Here is a 16,448-nt window from a genome sequence, read left to right as displayed (position 1 = left end):
GGCCCGTTTGCGTTGCGTTTGGGGCCACGACAGGCCCGCGGGCAGGCCGCTCGTCATGTCCGGGATGGAGAGGAAAGCCACAGGACCGAACTCGACCGGAATTGCGATCGGCGGTAGTGGAGGCCCGAGCCGGAATCGAACCGGCGTATACGGATTTGCAGTCCGCTGCGTCACCACTCCGCCATCGGGCCTTCGGTGTGGAGGAAGCGCCAGTAACAACGGATCGCGGCTTGCGCAATGGCTTTTCCGCGCGAAAACGATGCAGGTGAGAATTCTTTCGCAGGTTCCTGTGCAAATGCCGCTTTTTCGGGCCCGACACCGCGCTTGGCGGAAGTGGGAGGCTTGCAGGGACGGGGGCTGCTGCGCCATCGTGGCGGGGCACATGACGTGCGGTGGCGGCAAGGAGCGCAAGCATGATCCTGGGTGTGGTGCTGGCGGGAGGCCAGTCGCGCCGTTTCGGTACGGACAAGGCGCTCGCGTGCTTTGCGGGCGAAAGCTTGCTGGAAAGAGCGGTCGCGCAGTTGCAGGCGTGGTGCGACGAGGTCGTTGTCGTGGGCCGACAGGACGCGCCCGTGCCCGTGCTTCCCGATTGGCCGCGTCCCGGAATGGGGCCTCTGGCGGGCCTTGCCGGAGCCTTGCGGCATGGGCGTGAGCAGGCGTTTGCCTCCGTCCTCAGTGCGCCGGTGGATTGTCCGCTTCTGCCCCAGGACCTGCTGGCCCGGCTTTCGCCAGCGCCGGCTTTCCTTCTGGACCAACCGGTCATCGGGCACTGGCCCGTCGCGGCGTTTGCGGCGGCAGATGCGATCCTGATGGGAGAGGGGCGTCACTCGATGCGCCGCCTGGCCGAGAGCATCGGCGCGCGCGGGGTTGCGTGCGAGGGGCCGTTGGTCAACGTCAATACGCCGGAGGACCTGGCCGCGCTCCTGCGCCGCTGAGCGCAGGCTCTGTCTGATGGATTGGGTGCGAGCTAGCTGATGTGCCGTCCAGGGGGCCGGGGGAGCCCATGGACAGCGGCATCACGGTCTGGTGTCAGTTCGCCAGGCTCTGGCTTTCCTGCGCCATGGGATGTGGCCTGGAGTACGTGCCTACGCTCCGGCTCTCGTTGCGGGAGGGGCCCTGCGTGTGCGGGTTGCGCAGCGAATAGCCGCCGCCCGGGATCGTCTCGATCAGGTCGCGGATGCCGACATGCGCGAGCTTGCGGCGCAGGCGCGACATATGCACCGCGATGCTGTTGGTCTCCGGCACAAATCCCATGCGCCACACATCGTGGATCAGCGATTGCTTGCTGACCGGCCGGTCGATGTTCTCCGCCAGCCGCCAGATCAGGGCGAATTCCCGCGGATTGAGATTGAGCGGCGTGTCTTCGTGGTAGCCCTCGCGCGCGAGCAGATCGAGGCGAAGGCGGTCAAGGCGACGCACGCGCGGAAGGCTCTTGATCGCTTCCATGAGCAGTCGCCCGCGTGCGTCGAGTTCCTCGAGGCAGACATCCGCCGGTATGGCATCGCCGATACCGGCGTGGAGTAGGTCGGCGCGCGCCCGGCTCGAATCGACATCGACCACCATGATCGATTTTTTGCAGGCCCAGCTCAACGCAGCGCCCTCCTCGCTCTCGCACATGGTCTCGTAAGACGCGAGATCCATGAGGCTCAGGGTGCCCTGATTGAGTTCGTTCGAACCTTCGCTCGTTACGAGGTGCCAGCCCCGTATCCGCAGATCGTGGCTGGCCGGAAGCGGCTCCGCGCCCAGCCAGCGGAATGTTCTACTGTTAACCTTCGTACTATGGGCCTGCGCCATGTGTGTCCCCCCAATCGCAAAGTCTCACTGCGGTTTCTTTCCAAGGGCACAGTGGGTCGGATGGGGGGGAGCAACAACTGCAAAAATATTACAGGTATGACTACGTAGAAGTTGGAAAGTACACGTTTCTAGGAAGTTGCGCCGCTGTTGACGCCTTTGCTGTTCAGGAAGCGCTTGATGTTGCGCGCGGCCTGGCGCAGGCGCTGCTCGTTCTCAACCATGGCGATGCGCACGAATCCTTCGCCGTCCTCGCCATAGCCCACGCCCGGCGCCACGGCGACTTCGGCCTCGGTCAGGAGCTGCTTGGAGAATTCCAGGCTGCCCATGTCCTTGAGTGCAGGGGGGAGCGGGGCCCAGGCGAACATCGAGGCCTTGGGGCTGGGGATCTCCCATCCGGCACGGCCGAAGGCCTCGACCATCACGTCGCGGCGCTTCTGGTAGAGCTGGCGGTTCTTCTCGACGATGTCCTGCGGGCCGTTGAGCGCGGCGCAGGCGGCCGCCTGGATCGGGGTGAAGGCGCCGTAGTCGAGGTAGGACTTCACGCGGCTCATCGCCGCGATCAGCTTGGGATTACCCACCGCAAAGCCCATGCGCCAGCCCGCCATCGAATAGGTCTTCGACATCGAGGTGAATTCCACCGCGACGTCCTTGGCGCCGGGCACCTCGAGGATCGAGCGGGTCGGGTTGCCGTCGTAGTAGAGCTCGGAATAGGCAAGGTCGGACAGGATCCAGACCTTGTTCTCCTTGGCCCAGGCGACGAGGCGCTCGTAGAAGGCGAGGTCCACCGTCTCGGCGGTCGGGTTCGAGGGGTAGTTCACCACCAGGATCGAGGGACGCGGCACGGTGAAGGCCATCGCGCGGTCGAGCTGCTCCCAGTAGTGCTCGTCGGGCGTGGTCGGCACCGAGCGGATCGTCGCGCCCGCGATGATGAAGCCGAAGGTGTGGATCGGGTAGCTGGGGTTGGGGGCCAGGACCACGTCGCCCGGCGCGGTGATCGCGGTAGCGAGGCTGGCGAGACCCTCCTTGGAGCCCATCGTGACGACGACTTCGGTCTCGGGATCGACGTCGACGCCGAAGCGGTTGCCATAGTAGTTGGCCTGGGCGCGGCGCAGGCCGGGAATGCCCTTGGACTGCGAATAGCCGTGCGCGTCGGGCTTGCGCGCCACTTCGCACAGCTTGTCGATGACGTGCTGCGGGGGCGGCAGGTCGGGGTTGCCCATGCCCAGGTCAATGATGTCCTGTCCCGCTCGCCGGGCCGCGTGACGCATCGCGTTGACTTCGGCGATAACGTAGGGCGGCAGGCGCTTGATGCGGTAGAACTCGTCTTCCATGACCTATCTTCTAAAATCCGTGTCTGTGGGCGGCGGGAATGCCTATGCGCCCCTCTAGTGGATAACGAAGCCTACGCAAATGGGTCTCTTGCGCAAATTTTGTTGCGCGCGCCGCAGGGGCGGTTTGCCGCAGCGCCCGTGCAAAGCCCCTCGACAGGTCCGCTGCGATGCCGCAGACAGGGGCGACCCAGTGCCCGAGGGGCGCAGCGCGAGAGACGGGGAAGGAGCTGGCCGCATGGCGCACGACGCCACTGAATTTCTGAGCGAGATCCTGCAGAACCAGACCAGGGGGATGACCGAGCTGTTCGGGCTCCTGGCGCCCCAGGAGGGCAGCGCGCAGGCCGAAAGCGTGGTGCACTGGACCCAGATCGCCGAGCGTATGCAGTCCATCTGGACCGACTACCAGGTCGAGCAGTTCCAGGGCGGCGGCAAGAGCAATGCCGGGCACTTCAGCGATCCGCTCAAGTGGATCGGCACGCTCGAATCGGTCATGCGCCTCCTGCCGCTGTCGCGGCCCGAGGTGCAGCAGCGTCTGTGGACGCAGGGGCTCGAACTCGCGCAGGCCGTGCTCGCGCGCTACGGCATCGGCGAGCACGCCCACGTCGCCAGCGAGGCGGGCGCTGGCGATGCGCCCGAGCTGCCGCTGAGCGACGCGCGCTTCGGGGCCGAGGAGTGGCGCTCCACCCCCTTCTTCGCGCTCATCCACCAGCTTTACCTCATGTTCCGGCAGGAGCTCATCGGCCTTGCCGAGGCGACCGAAGGCATGGAGCCTGCGCGCAAGGCGCAGCTCCTGTTCGCGACGCGCGCGCTCGTCGATGCGCTGAGTCCGGCCAATTTTCCGCTGACCAACCCGGTCGCCATGACCGAGGCCAGCCGCACCGGGGGCGAGAGCCTGGTGCGCGGCTTCCAGAACTTCGTCGAGGACCTGCGCAAGGGCCAGCTGACCCATTCCAACACCGGCTTCTTCACGCTGGGCGAGAATATCGCGGTGACGCCGGGCAAGGTGGTCCACGAGACGCCGCTGTTCCAGCTGATCCAGTACACGCCGACGACCGACGCGGTCATGGAGACCCCGCTCGTCATCTTCCCGCCGTGGATCAACCGCTTCTACATCCTCGATCTCAACGCGAAGAAGAGCTTCGTGCGCTGGGCGGTCGAGCAGGGCATCACCGTCTTCATGGTGTCCTGGAAGTCGGCCGACGAGACCATGGCCGACGTGGTCTGGGACGATTACATCGCCGCGCAGATCGAGGCGATCGAGCTGGTGCGTGCGCGCCTCAAGGTGCCGTCCGTCCACACCATCGGCTACTGCGTGGCCGGGACCACGCTCGCCGCGACGCTGGCGCTGCTGGCACGGCGCGGCGAGGCGGACAAGGTGGCGAGCGCGACCTTCTTTACAGCGCAGGTCGATTTCGAGGAGGCGGGCGACCTCAAGAACTTCGTCGACAGCCAGCAGATCGACAACCTCGCGCTGCTCTCGCCCGAGGGCTATCTCGACGGGCGCTACCTGGCCGCGACCTTCAACCTGCTGCGCGGCAACGACCTCATCTGGAACTACGTCGAGAAGAACTACCTCAAGGGCGAGGAGCATCCCGCCTTCGATCTGCTCCACTGGAACGGGGACGTCACCAACCTGCCGGCACGCTGGCACCAGCATTACCTGCGCGATCTCTACCGCGACAACCGGCTGGTCGTACCGGATTCGCTCAAGGCGCTGGGGGAGCCGATCGATCTCCACCGCATCGTCACGCCCTGCTACATCCAGGCGGGCCGCGAGGATCACATCGCGCCGCCCGAGAGCGTGTGGAAGCTGACCCGCTACCTGGCCGGGGACTGGACCTTCCTGCTGGCCGGCTCGGGCCATATCGCGGGCGTGGTCAATCCGCCCTCGGCCAACAAGTACCAGTACTGGACCAACGCGGGCGACGTGCAGGACCTCTCCGACTTCATCGCCGGGGCCACGGAGACGAAGGGCAGCTGGTGGCCGCACTGGGCGGCGTGGCTGCAGGCTCGTACACCAGGTGAAGTTCCCGTACGCGGCAAGCGCCGACCGGGCGGGCGCGGGGATACGGTGCTTGAGGATGCACCCGGCCGCTACGTGATGACACGCTGAGCCCGCGCCTGCCAGTTCACCGGGTGAAGGAACCAGGAGCGCGGGTCGCAGGTTAACTTTCTGACACCTTCGTCAATTCATGCTGCAATGCGATGGATTGCATGCGAACTGGAGGCAGTTGGCCTTGACGCCAAGGGGCTTGAAGCGTATTGTGCACTGCAACAAAGGATGTTCGGGCGCGCTCTTCAAGGCAGCTTTTCGAATGCTTTGAGTATCTTCCGGACGTGACACTGCACGAGAGGCTGGATTCGCGGGATGGCTGAAAACGAAGTTCCGAAAAGCGAAGATGCGCCCAAGGCCGATGCTTCGGCCAAGGCGGACGAAATCAAGGTGGCACCGGCTCCCGTAGCGGCGCCGGAACCCGCGGCAAAACCCGCTTCGGCCCCCAAGGTCGCGGCAAAGGCTCCCGCTCCGAAGGCTCCGGCCCCCAAGGCGCCCGCGGCGAAGAAGCCGGTGGCCAGGAAGGCGGCGCCCAAAAAGGCCGCGGCGACGAAAACTCCGGCGAAGGCCGCAGCTGCTCCCAAGGCAAGCGCGCCCGCACCCAAGAAACCGGCCGCTCCCAGCGCGCCGAAACCGACTGTCACCAAGGCTGAAGAGAAGCCGGCGAAGGCCGGGGCAAGCCCGAAGGTGGCGAAACCCAAGGCGGTGCCCAAGACCGCTCCTTCATCCACTGCTCCCGCGTTTGCCGGGCTACTCAACAACTTCATGCTCGAGGATACGACAATGGACATGAGCGCTAACTTCACCAGCTTCCAGGACGCGATGGCACAGGCCCAGAGCAAGGCCAAGGAAGCCTTTGAGAAGGGTACGTCGATGATGGGCGAAGCATCCGATTTCACCAAGGGTAACGTCGAAGCAATGATGGAATCGGGCAAGATCTTTGCCGAGGGCATGCAGAGCTTCGGTTCGGAAATGGTCACCGAAGGACGCTCGGCGTTCGAGACCATGTCGGGTGACATCAAGGAACTCGCCGCCGCCAAGTCGCCGACCGACTTCTTCAAGCTCCAGGGCGACATGGTCCGCAAGAACTTCGACACCGCCGTGGCGACCAGCTCGAAGAACAGCGAAGCCATGCTCAAGCTGATGAGCGATGCCTTCGCCCCGCTCTCGGGCCGCGTCAGCATGGCCATGGAAAAGGCGCGCAAGGCCACTTCGGCCTGATCACGCCTTTTTGCTAACGGTTTGATGGGGATGGGGTTTTGGCCGCGTCCCCCTCTCGCCGTGACGCATATACTCAGACCCAGCCAAGGGAGCGTCTTGTAGAAAGAGGCTCCCTTTGCGATATCCAGGCTCTATGGCTTACCCCTTCGACGATTCCCTGTTGCACCGCGTATCCCCTCTTGTCGCCACCGGAGCGGGGGAGGACGGACCCGGTACAGGTGACGACGATCAGGTCGGCATCGCCACCAAGACCCGCGCCAAGCCCAAGAAGCCCAGCCAGTTCAAGGTCCTGATGCTGAATGACGACTACACGCCGATGGAGTTCGTCGTGATGGTCCTCAAGCGCTTCTTCCATATGGACCTCGAGCAGGCGACCCGCGTGATGCTTCATGTCCACCAGAAGGGCGTCGGCGTCTGCGGGATATTCCCCTATGAGATCGCGGAAACCAAGGTGAACCAGGTGATGGATTTCGCCCGGCAGAACCAGCATCCGCTCCAGTGCACCCTGGAAAAGGCCTGAGCGGCCACGGGTGCAGCCCCCGGAAGGTTCGGCCTCGCGCGTCCGGACGGGGAACGCGCGCGGCGCACGTTCGTTGGACATGTCCATTCCCTTTCGGGGTTGCCGACATGCCTCCCGTGTACATCCCAATTGCCTTGAACGCATCGCGGCGCGCGCGGCGGGCTCGACAATTCGCTTTTCCCGAGGCGAACGAGCCGTTAAGGCCCATGGCGAACCCGGCGCTGTGATGACGACTACGTGAAATTTCTGAACGCCATAGACCGCTATATCCTGCGCCTCGTGCTCATGCCGATGCTGGGCATCTTCGTGCTCGCCGCCTCGCTGCTGGTGCTCGACAAGATGCTGCGCCTGTTCGACTTCGTGGCAACCGAAGGCGGGCCGGTCGGCGTTGTCTTCAAGCTTCTCGTCAACATGCTGCCCGAGTACGCGAGCCTGGCGATCCCGCTTGGTCTCATGCTCGGCATCCTGCTCGCCTTCCGCAAGCTTGCCACTTCGAGCGAACTCGACGTGATGCGCGCGGTGGGCCTGAGCTACACGCGCATGCTGCGCGTGCCCTACATGATCACGCTGGTGCTGGTGGGGGTGAACTTCGCCATCGTCGGCTACCTCCAGCCGCTCTCGCGCTACTACTACGAAGAGCTCAACTACGAGTTGCAGTCGGGCGCGCTCGGCGCCTCGATCAAGGTGGGCGAGTTCACCACGCTGGAGGACCGCATTGCCCTGCGCATCGATGCCAGCGAGGATGAGGGGCGCCGCCTCATGGGCATCTTCGCGCGCGTTGCCAACTCCAAGGGGCAGGTGCTCTCGATCTCGGCGCGCGAGGGCCGCTTCATGGCGCTCCAGGGCTCGCCCGACACGATCATCCTGCGCCTCGAGAACGGCCAGATCATTCAGGACATGCCCGGCGATGCGCCGCGTGTCCTGTCCTTTACCCGGCACGACCTGCCGATCGACCTGCCCGCGATCGAGAACTTCCGCCAGCGCGGCGGCCAGAGCCGCGAGTACCTGCTGCCCGAACTGATGCAGCTGGGCTGGAACAAGGACAGTCCGCAGACCGCCGAGGAGCGCGCCTCCAGCCAGGCCAATTTCAACTACCGCATGGTCGAGGTGGTGATGATGCTGCTCCTGCCGCTGCTGGCCGTGGCGCTCGCGATCCCGCCCAAGCGTTCGACCTCCTCGCTCGGTCTGTTCGTCTCGATCGTGATCATCGTCGCCTATCACAAGGTCAACCAGTACGCGAGCGACGTGGCCGCGCTGGGCCGGATCGATCCCGTGATCGGCCTTTGGGGGCCGTTCCTCGTGCTCGCCGCGCTGATCCTCTGGATGTATTACCGCGTGGCCTACGTGCCTGGCGGCCAGGCCATCGGCTGGCTGGAGAAGGGCTTCGAGATGCTCACCAAGCGCCTGAAGTCGCTCCTGCGCCGCCGTCGTCGCAGCCACGGCCCGGTTCTGCCCGAGCCGCAGGACCAGAATTGAGATGCAGTTGGAATTCTTCCCCTCGCGCACGCTGACGCTCTATCTTGCACGCCTCTTCGTGACCCGCATCGCGGCCATGCTGGTGATGCTGGTGCTGGTGCTTCAGGTGCTCGACCTCCTGGGGGAGAGCGGCGACATCCTGGCTTATCCCAGCAACGGCGAATCGCAGCTTCTCTATTACGTCTCGCTGCGCGTGCCGCAGCTGATCGCGCGCTTCCTGCCCTATTCGGTGCTGCTGGCGACGATCATCACACTGGCCACGCTCAACCAGAACAGCGAGGTCATCTCGATGAAGGCGGCCGGGCTCTCGGCGCACCAGGTCCTGGCGCCGCTCCTGATGAGCGCGACGGTGATTGCGGGCATAAGCTTCGTCTTCAACGAGCGCGTGGTGACCCGCGCGACGGCGACGCTCGATGCCTGGAGTTCGGTCGAATATGGCCCCGTGCCCGAGGATTCGGGCGTGCGCAGCAACATCTATCTTGCCGATGGGAAGAACCTGATGACCGCGCGCACGATGACGGGCGAGGGGGCCGGGCTGATCCTCAACGGCGTCACCTTCTACGCGCGCGATGAGAACGACATGATCGTGCAGCAGGTGCGCGCGGACCGGGCGACTTACGCCAATCCGGGCTGGAAGATGACGAACGCGACCGTCTTCGAGGTGGCGACGACCACGACCACGCAGGTCCCTGCGGTTGTCGTCGCCAAGGACGTGACGCCGGGCAAGGTCACGCTGTCCAAGGTCGATGCCAATTCGCAGGACATCTTCACACTCAGCACCTCGATCGAGGCGCTGCGCGTCGCCGGGCGCCGGACAAGCTCGCTCGAAGCGGCCTGGTGGCACAAGATTTCCGGGCCCATGTCCTCGATCCTGATGCCGCTGCTGGGCGCTGTCGCGGGCTTTGGCCTTGCCCGTTCGGGCCAGCTCCTGATCCGCTCGATCGCGGGCATGGCGCTGGGCTTTGCCTACTTCGTGCTCGACAACGCCGCGCTCGCGATGGGCAACTTCGGCGGCTACCCCCCGCTGGTCGCGGCCTGGGCGCCGTTCGTGCTCTTCGCGCTCATCGGGGAGGCGGTGCTGGTGCGGACCGAGGAATAGAAGCAGTACGAATTCAAGGGGCCATTGCCCCTTGGGCCCCGAAATGGACGACCTCACCTTACGCGCGCGAACGTGGCTGAAAGCGGTGCGGTCGACAGTTCGGGGAGCCCGAGGGCAATGGCCCTCGGATCATTCCAGTCCTTAAAGCCACAAAAAAAAGCCGGCGCAGCGCCGGCTTTTTCGTATCTCAGCGGCGAGACATCGTCCCGCGCACGAGCCGCCCGAGCAGTGGCAGGAGGCCGGGGTAGCTCGCCTTTTCGTAGGTCGATTCCAGGCCCAGGTGGGCGCTCAGGCGCCGGTGGCACTCGGTCAGCGAGTGGTAGGGCATCGAGGGCAGCAGGTGGTGCAGCGCGTGGAAGCGCAGGCCGACGGGCGCCCAAAGCGGCGACAGGAAGCCCGGCGGGGGCACGTTCACCGAATCGAGATACTGCGCGGTCAGGGTCATCTCCTCGCCCTCGTTCTCCCACAGGTGCGCGACAAGCGTGCGGACCTGGTTGAGGAAGGCGGTCAGCGAGACCACCGAAAGGGCGATGATGAGCGGGCGCCAGCCGTAGCTGTAGCTGGCGACAAGGACGGCGATGGCCCAGAGAGAGCAGCCCAGCTCCTGCCAGAAGACCATGCGCGCAAAGTCGCCCTTGGGCTTCTCGCGGCGGTAGCGGGGGTTGATGGCCAGCGCGGAGGCGCGCTCCCACACCAGCGTGCGCAGCGGCGGGATGATGACGCCGAGCGGCACGAGGATGGCCGAGCGGATGAGCAGAGCCGGCGGCAGCAGGATCGCGGTCAGGGCAAAGACCGGCAGGCTCCAGGGCTTCATCAGCGCGAGCGGCAGGTACTCGGGATCGGCGATGGTGCCGTAGCGCTTGCGCGAATGGTGCTGCGCGTGGACGCCCTCGTACATGAACGAGGGGATCAGCATCGGGATGCCCACCAGCAGGTTCCAGCCGAAGCGGAAACCCGGCAGGGCATCGCGGTGCATGTGGGTGATCTCGTGGATGAAGAGGAGCGCGCGGTAGAGCGCGATCGAGGCGAACAGGCCGAGCGCCACGGCCAGAGGCGTGCTCTCCACCAGGATCGCGCCCGCCAGCGCGGCGTAGCCCAGCGCGGCTGAGCCGAGCATGTCGGGCCAGTAGATCTCGGGGCGGGCCCGGGCGATGTCGCGGGTCAGCTGGGCGGCGGCGCGCAGCATCGCGCGGTCCTCGGGAATCTGGGCATGCCAGCTCCCGGTCGTTCCCGGCGCGACGGCACGCACGCGCGCCTGTGCGGGCGCGGCGGCGGCGCCTTCACAAGGCTGCGGGTTCACTTCAAGGGCTTCCTGGGCACTCATTTCATCAATTCCACTTGTGACCTTCGCGAGGTCGGGGCGATCCGGGGGCGGAAACGGGCGCCTTTCGTCTTTGGCGTGCACAGCCTCACCGTGTACGCCGCTTGACAAGAGACCGGTTCCGGTCGCAGTTCGCCTCAATTCATTCCCATTTCCTACACGCAAACAAAGGCAGGATCGTGGCCAAAGCCGAACTAGTCATCACTCCGGTTTCGAGCAAGGCCGACCGGGCTGCCTTTGTCGATTGCAGTTATCGACTCAATGCGTCAGATCAAAACTGGGTCGCGAACCTGCGCTCGGAGGAGATCGCCAAGTTCACGCCCGGCAAGAACCCGTTTTTCGAGCATGCCCGCCACCAGCTGTTCCTGGCGCGCCGCGAGGGCCGCGTCGTGGGCCGCATATCGGCGCAGATCGATGAACTGGCGCTGAAACAGCCGGTCGAGCAGGGCATGGGACCGGGCACGGGCAACTGGGGCGCGATCGAGGCCGAGGATGCCGAGGTCGCCAAGGCGCTGATCGACACCGCCGAGGGCTGGCTGCGCCGCGAGGGCATGACCCGCGTGCTGGCGCCGATGAACCTCTCGGTCTGGGAAGAGCCGGGCCTCCTGGTCAAGGGGCACGACCATTCGCCGATGGTGATGATGGGCCACCACAACGCGGCCTACCAGGGCTGGATCGAGGGCGAGGGCTATACCCGCGCCAAGACGCTCTACACCTATGACCTGGACGTGACCAAGGAGTTCCCGCGGCTCGTCCAGCGCATCGTCGCCTCGGGCGAGAAGAACGCCAAGATCACGATTCGCAACGCCGATCTCAAGCACTTCGACCGCGACGCCGGGATCATCTGCGACATCCTCAACGATGCCTGGTCGGACAACTGGGGCTTCGTGCCCTTCACCGCAGAAGAGATCGCGCACACCGGCAAGGCGTTGAAGCCGCTGGTCCATCCCGAGCTTATCCGCATCGCCGAGTACGAGGGCGAGCCGGTGGCCTTCATGATGACCCTGCCGGACCTCAACGGCATCCAGAAGCGGGTGAACGGGGCCAAGGGCAAGCCGGGCGTGCTGGGCCTTATCAAGCTGCTCCTGTGGCTGCGCCGCCCGAACCCGGCCGACATGCGCGTGCCGCTGATGGGCGTGCGCAAGAAGCTGCAGTCCTCGCGCCTTGCCAGCCAGCTCGCTTTCATGATGATCGAGTTCATCCGCCGCTCGGCCACCGCCAAGTTCGGGGCGAAGCGTGCCGAGATCGGCTGGATCCTCGATGACAACCAGGGCATGGTTGCCATCGCCGACGCCATCGACAGCCAGATCAACCGCGAATACGTGATCTACGAAAAGGCGCTCTGATCGCAGCGCTTTCGGGGAGGTCGAGGGCGATGGCTCCCGCCGCCTCCCTGCCGGTGCCCTTTGTCGCGCGGCCGGGGCTCGATTGCAGGAAGTGTTAACTGTGCGAGGCTAGACTGCGGCCCGAAGCGCGTAAGGGGCGCGCTTGGGGCATGGCGGCAAAGATACCAATGGGCATGAAATCGAGGTCCTGGCTCCTCGTTCCGGGCAACAGCGAAGAACGTCTCGGCACGGCGATTGGCACGGGCGCGGACATCGTCGTGATCGACCTCGAGGACACCGTACCGGTGAGCGAGAAGGCGCGCGCGCGCGACCTTGCCGCAGGCTGGCTCTCGGCGCATCGCCAGCACGTCATCGAACAGCAGCGGATGGGCCGCTGGGTGCGGCTCAACAGCATGGAATCGGGCCATGTGCGCGAGGATCTGGCCGCGGTGATGCCCTTTGCGCCCGACGGGGTGATCCTCCCCAAGGCCACAGGCCCGGAAACGGTGCGCCAACTGGCCAGCGAAGTCTACGAGTTCGAGCAGGCGCTGGGGGTCGCCGCCAATTCCACGCGGATCATGCCGGTTGTCGGCGAGACACCGGGCGCGGCGCTGCGGATTGCCGAATACGCCTCGTCGGCCCATCAGCGTGTCATAGGCCTCACCTGGAATGCGGCGGGCCTCAGCGCAGCCATGGGCGGCCAGGCGGTGCGCACGCTCCAGGGCGCCTGGAGCGATACCGCCCGCTTCGTGCGCGTGCAGGCGCTGCTGAGCGCCCATGCCGGCGATGTCATGGCCATCGACGCGCCATTTGACGATTTCGACAACGAGGCCGGGACCAACATCGCGGCGCAAGGCGCGCGCGCGGACGGCTTCTCGGGCATGTTCGCGATCCACCCGGCGCAGATTGCCACGATCAACGCCGCCTTCACCCCCTCGGTCGAGGAACTGGTCGAGGCGCGCGATGTCGTCGCCGCCTTCGAGGGCAACCCGCATGTCGGTTCGCTGCCCTTGCGCGGACGGATGATCGACCGTTCGCACCTGGCGCTGGCGCGGCGCACGATTGCGATGTTCGAGCGCGATGGCCGGGGCGGGGAAGACCTGCGCCGCCAGCCGATCCTGCGCCCCGCTTAAGCGGCGTCCTCTTCCGGCGCGGAGGGTTCCTGCGCTGCGGAAGCCCCGTCCTCGGTGGTGTCCCCGGCGGTGTCCTCGCTATCCTGCGTCGGCGCAGCCGATGCCGAGCCCTGGTTCGGTTCGGCCAGTTCCGGCTCGGCGAGCGGGGCCTGGGAGCGGCGCTGGTCGTAGAGGGGCATGGCATCGTCGACCGAGCGCGGCAGGAGCTCGGCACCCTGCGCGGCCTCGGCAGAAGGAGCCTCGCGCGCATCGTCCTTGCAGGCGGCCAGCCCGGCGAGGAGCGGCAGGGCAAGCCCCAGCGCGGCGGCGCGGCGCATCGAAATGCTAATCATGCCGGGGTCTCCTTGGGGCAGCGGGTTTCGAGCGCGCCCAGAAAGGCGTCGGCCCGTGCGAGCAGGGCCTTGTCCCACACGTCGAATTCCGCGTCCTTGTTCAGCCGCTTGAGGCTGGTCACGCCGAATTCCTCGATCCCGCAGGGTACGATGCCGGTGAAATGGGTGAGGTCGGGGTGAATGTTGACCGCAAAGCCGTGCATTGTCACCCACTTGCGGATGCGCACGCCGATGGCGCCGATCTTGGCCTCGCGCCCGTCGATGTCGCTGGTCCAGATGCCGATGCGCCCCTCGCTGCGGAAGCCCTCGACGCCGAAGTCGGTGAGGGTGTCGATCACCCAGCCTTCGAGCGCGTGGACGAAGCCACGCGCATCGCGCGCGCGCTTGCGCAGATCGAGCAGGACATAGACCACGCGCTGGCCCGGGCCATGGTAGGTGTAGCGCCCGCCGCGCCCGGCCTCGACGACTTCGAAGCGGGGGTCGAGCAGATCGGAGACAGCCGCGCTGGTGCCGGCGGTGTAGACGGGCGGGTGTTCGAGAAACCAGATCAGTTCGCGCGCTTCGCCCGCAGCAATCGCGGCGTTGCGCTCGGTCATCTCGGCCAGCGCCTCACGGTAGGGGACAGGTTCACTGCTGATGCGCAGTTCGATGTCCCCGGGCAGAGTCTGGATGGTGTTCATGCCTCGCTGCGTGGCCCTTCCGTGCGTTCATATCAAGTGGATTCACAAGGCAACTATCCCTAAGACCGCGATTGCGAGATGACGCCCGGCGCGAACACGCGGCGGGCGAGAAGGAGATGGCAATGCAGTTCGACAGCAACCTGGCCTGGAACGAGGCCGTGGCCAGGGTCCGCGCCAACCGCGACGTGCTGATGGCGCTCGCGGGCGTCTTCTTCCTGCTGCCTGCGCTGCTTTCCAGCGTGTTCCTGGCCGACATCCAGCAGCAGATGATGGAGCTGGCGCAGGACAGCGAGGGGCTGGAAGCGCTGATTTCGGCGAACCTGGGCACGATCCTGGCCTTCGGGATCGGGGGCATGCTGGTCCAGTTCGTGGGCTATCTGGCTGCCACGGTGATCCTGGGCGTGGGCGGACGGCCGAGCGTGGGCGAGGCGATCTCGGTGGCCTTGCGCGCGGTGCCCACGCTGATCGGGGCGACGCTACTTTATATCGTGGGGATCACGCTGGTTTCCTTCGTGCTGGGCCTCCTGGTCGCGCTCGGCTCGCTGGTGGCGGGCACGGCCGGGGCTTCGCTGGGCGGCGTGGTCATGCTGATCGGCCTTTTCGGCGTGTCGATCTGGTCGGCGGTGCGCCTCTCGCTGCTGGTCCCCGTGATCGTGCGCGAGGGGCTTGCGAACCCGGTCGCGGCCATGCGCCGTTCGTGGGAACTGACGGGCGGGCACACGCCGCGTCTCCTGGGCTTCTACGCGCTGCTGATGCTGGGATACCTGGCGATCAGCTTCATGGTTTCGCTGCTCCTCATCACCCCGCTCTCGCTCGTCTTCGGGGCGGGCGCGGTGACGAACTTCCTGGCTGGCGTTGTCGCCGGACTTATCGGGGCGGTCAGCAACGTGCTGCTGGTCGCGGTGCTGGTGCGCGTGCACGCCCAGCTTTCGCACGCCACGCCCGACGGGCAGGCCAGCCTCTTCGACTGAGACTTCCCGTGGCCTCCATACGAAAAGGCCCGCCGGACCGGATGGTCGGGCGGGCCTTTTCGTATGAGGTGCCTTTGCAGGACGGGGAGGCTCAGTCCTCGTCCTTCCAGCCCCAGTACATGCAGCAAGGCGGCACGTTGATCACTTCAAGGCCGCTGTCGATGCGCTTGAAGTGGCGGGCCATGAAGTCGCGCGCGCGCGGCGTGAACTGGTAGACCAGGAACGCGCCGCCCTTGCGGATCACGCGGTGGGTGGCCGCCGCGATCGCGGGGCCTACGCCATCGGGGAGCGTCGAGAAGGGCAGGCCCGAAAGGACGTAGTCGGCCTTCTCGTGGCCATGCGCCTTGACGATGTCTTCCACGTCCGCAGCCGAGCCGAGCACCGCGACGAAGCGGCTGTCGGTGATCGTGCGGCGCAGGTACTCGATGAAGTCCGGGTTGGTGTCGATGACCAGCAGCATGCCGTCGCGCGGCAGGCGGTCGAGCACGGGCTGGCAGAAGGTGCCCACGCCCGGGCCGTATTCGACGAAGAGCTTGCAGTTGTCCCAATCGACAGGTGCCAGCATCTTGCGGATCACGAACCGCGAGGAGGGGACGATCGAGCCGACCATGACCGGATGGCGGACGAACCCTTCGAGGAAGACGCCCCAGGGGCCTAGGGCGTTCTTGACTTTACGCTTGATCCTTTGGGGCAGGGCCTCCCGGGCAAGCTCAGTGCTGGACATGCTGGCGCGTAACCTCGTGGTTCGTCTGTGTCATGGATGTGCCTTGCGGTGGCAGATTAGCCGTCGCATTGCAAGGCAGGGCGGGGTGAAGCGGGTTTATAACCGCTTCGATCTTACAGGATTTCAGAGACCTTTTCCTGCGGACGGCACAGCCGCACGCCCTTGTCGGTCTCGACCAGCGGGCGCTCGATGAGGATCGGGTCGGCGGCCATCGCGGCCAGCACATCGGCGTCCGAAGCCTCGGGCAACCCGCGCTCGATGGCATCGGTGCCGCGCGTGCGCAGACCTGCCTGCGGGGTGATCCCGGCGTCCTTGTAGAGCTGGGCGAGCTTCTCGGGGCTCGGCGGGGTCTTGAGGTATTCGACGACCTCAACCTCTACGCCCGGCGTCTCTTCCAGGATGGCAAGCGTCTTGCGCGAGGTGCCGCACTTGGGGTTGTGCCAGATGGTGGCCTTCATGGATCTCTCC

At 65.8% G+C, this 16,448-nt stretch carries 17 protein-coding genes and 1 tRNA gene; 9 read left to right on the top strand and 9 right to left on the bottom strand.

Translation table 11 applies throughout. The features are described from left to right. Positions 1-117 precede the first annotated feature (117 nt). A tRNA-Cys gene (locus HT578_RS07480) sits at positions 118-191 on the bottom strand. A 222-nt stretch (positions 192-413) separates the two neighbouring features. On the opposite strand from HT578_RS07480, the gene mobA reads away from it, so the two are divergent. After that, positions 414-935, top strand: a complete 522-nt coding sequence (gene mobA / locus HT578_RS07475) for a molybdenum cofactor guanylyltransferase (RefSeq protein WP_213503309.1) — start codon at positions 414-416, stop codon at positions 933-935. Between the two features lie 94 nt (positions 936-1,029). On the opposite strand, the gene HT578_RS07470 is transcribed toward mobA, so the two are convergent. Next, complete coding sequence (locus HT578_RS07470) at positions 1,030-1,794, bottom strand: winged helix-turn-helix domain-containing protein (RefSeq protein WP_213503307.1); 765 nt, start codon at positions 1,792-1,794, stop codon at positions 1,030-1,032. A gap of 128 nt (positions 1,795-1,922) precedes the next feature. Next, positions 1,923-3,125 (bottom strand): LL-diaminopimelate aminotransferase, encoded by a 1,203-nt coding sequence (locus HT578_RS07465; RefSeq protein WP_039391195.1) that lies wholly within the window; start codon positions 3,123-3,125, stop codon positions 1,923-1,925. A gap of 235 nt (positions 3,126-3,360) precedes the next feature. Here HT578_RS07465 and HT578_RS07460 point away from each other — a divergent pair, with 235 nt between their 5' ends. Continuing rightward, positions 3,361-5,238 carry a PHA/PHB synthase family protein gene (locus HT578_RS07460; RefSeq protein ID WP_213503305.1) on the top strand — a complete coding sequence of 626 codons (1,878 nt, stop codon included), beginning with the start codon at positions 3,361-3,363 and terminating at the stop codon, positions 5,236-5,238. A gap of 185 nt (positions 5,239-5,423) precedes the next feature. Here HT578_RS07460 and HT578_RS22185 read toward each other — a convergent pair whose 3' ends face one another. Continuing rightward, entirely contained in the window at positions 5,424-5,891 is a 468-nt protein-coding gene (locus tag HT578_RS22185) for a hypothetical protein (protein ID WP_239026544.1), read from the bottom strand. On the opposite strand from HT578_RS22185, the gene HT578_RS22180 reads away from it, so the two are divergent. The 4 genes from HT578_RS22180 to lptG all read left to right on the top strand — a co-directional run bounded on the left by HT578_RS22180 (position 5,866) and on the right by lptG (position 9,494). Beyond that, the gene (locus HT578_RS22180) at positions 5,866-6,399 is read left to right on the top strand and encodes a phasin family protein (protein WP_239026543.1); all 534 of its coding nucleotides are present in this window, start codon (positions 5,866-5,868) and stop codon (positions 6,397-6,399) included. The two genes, HT578_RS22185 and HT578_RS22180, sit on opposite strands and share 26 nt — an antisense overlap. 133 nt (positions 6,400-6,532) lie before the next feature. Next, positions 6,533-6,919 carry an ATP-dependent Clp protease adapter ClpS gene (gene clpS, locus HT578_RS07450; protein ID WP_213503289.1) on the top strand — a complete coding sequence of 129 codons (387 nt, stop codon included), beginning with the start codon at positions 6,533-6,535 and terminating at the stop codon, positions 6,917-6,919. A 237-nt stretch (positions 6,920-7,156) separates the two neighbouring features. Continuing rightward, complete coding sequence (gene lptF / locus HT578_RS07445) at positions 7,157-8,395, top strand: LPS export ABC transporter permease LptF (protein ID WP_213503287.1); 1,239 nt, start codon at positions 7,157-7,159, stop codon at positions 8,393-8,395. A 1-nt stretch (position 8,396) separates the two neighbouring features. Beyond that, positions 8,397-9,494, top strand: a complete 1,098-nt coding sequence (gene lptG / locus HT578_RS07440) for an LPS export ABC transporter permease LptG (RefSeq protein ID WP_213503286.1) — start codon at positions 8,397-8,399, stop codon at positions 9,492-9,494. Positions 9,495-9,681: 187 nt separating this feature from the next. Here the strand turns inward: lptG and HT578_RS07435 are convergent, their stop codons facing one another. Next, positions 9,682-10,818, bottom strand: a complete 1,137-nt coding sequence (locus HT578_RS07435) for a fatty acid desaturase family protein (protein ID WP_213503284.1) — start codon at positions 10,816-10,818, stop codon at positions 9,682-9,684. Between the two features lie 176 nt (positions 10,819-10,994). On the opposite strand from HT578_RS07435, the gene HT578_RS07430 reads away from it, so the two are divergent. Together HT578_RS07430 and HT578_RS07425 are read left to right on the top strand one after the other, a co-directional pair. After that, positions 10,995-12,161: an N-acetyltransferase gene (locus HT578_RS07430; RefSeq protein ID WP_213503282.1), complete on the top strand. Its 1,167-nt coding sequence runs from the start codon at positions 10,995-10,997 to the stop codon at positions 12,159-12,161. Between the two features lie 173 nt (positions 12,162-12,334). Beyond that, positions 12,335-13,273: an HpcH/HpaI aldolase/citrate lyase family protein gene (locus HT578_RS07425; RefSeq protein WP_213503275.1), complete on the top strand. Its 939-nt coding sequence runs from the start codon at positions 12,335-12,337 to the stop codon at positions 13,271-13,273. Here the strand turns inward: HT578_RS07425 and HT578_RS07420 are convergent. Further along, on the bottom strand, positions 13,270-13,605 hold the full coding sequence (locus tag HT578_RS07420; protein ID WP_213503273.1) for a hypothetical protein: 336 nt from the start codon (positions 13,603-13,605) through the stop codon (positions 13,270-13,272). The two genes, HT578_RS07425 and HT578_RS07420, sit on opposite strands and share 4 nt — an antisense overlap. After that, a complete protein-coding gene (gene lipB, locus HT578_RS07415; RefSeq protein WP_213503271.1) occupies positions 13,602-14,285 on the bottom strand; it encodes a lipoyl(octanoyl) transferase LipB in 684 nt (227 codons plus the stop codon). The genes HT578_RS07420 and lipB overlap by 4 nt, the downstream gene beginning before the upstream one ends. Before the next feature lie 122 nt (positions 14,286-14,407). Here lipB and HT578_RS07410 point away from each other — a divergent pair, with 122 nt between their 5' ends. Beyond that, positions 14,408-15,256 (top strand): lipoyltransferase, encoded by an 849-nt coding sequence (locus tag HT578_RS07410; protein ID WP_213503269.1) that lies wholly within the window; start codon positions 14,408-14,410, stop codon positions 15,254-15,256. A 91-nt stretch (positions 15,257-15,347) separates the two neighbouring features. On the opposite strand, the gene HT578_RS07405 is transcribed toward HT578_RS07410, so the two are convergent. After that, a complete protein-coding gene (locus HT578_RS07405; protein ID WP_213503267.1) occupies positions 15,348-15,980 on the bottom strand; it encodes a class I SAM-dependent methyltransferase in 633 nt (210 codons plus the stop codon). Between the two features lie 113 nt (positions 15,981-16,093). Next, complete coding sequence (gene arsC, locus HT578_RS07400) at positions 16,094-16,438, bottom strand: arsenate reductase (glutaredoxin) (RefSeq protein WP_039391213.1); 345 nt, start codon at positions 16,436-16,438, stop codon at positions 16,094-16,096. Positions 16,439-16,448 lie beyond the last annotated feature (10 nt).

This window comes from Novosphingobium decolorationis (assembly GCF_018417475.1).
In the GTDB taxonomy this organism is placed as follows: Bacteria; Pseudomonadota; Alphaproteobacteria; order Sphingomonadales; family Sphingomonadaceae; genus Novosphingobium; species Novosphingobium decolorationis.
This window is presented reverse-complemented; position numbering and strand designations above follow the sequence as displayed.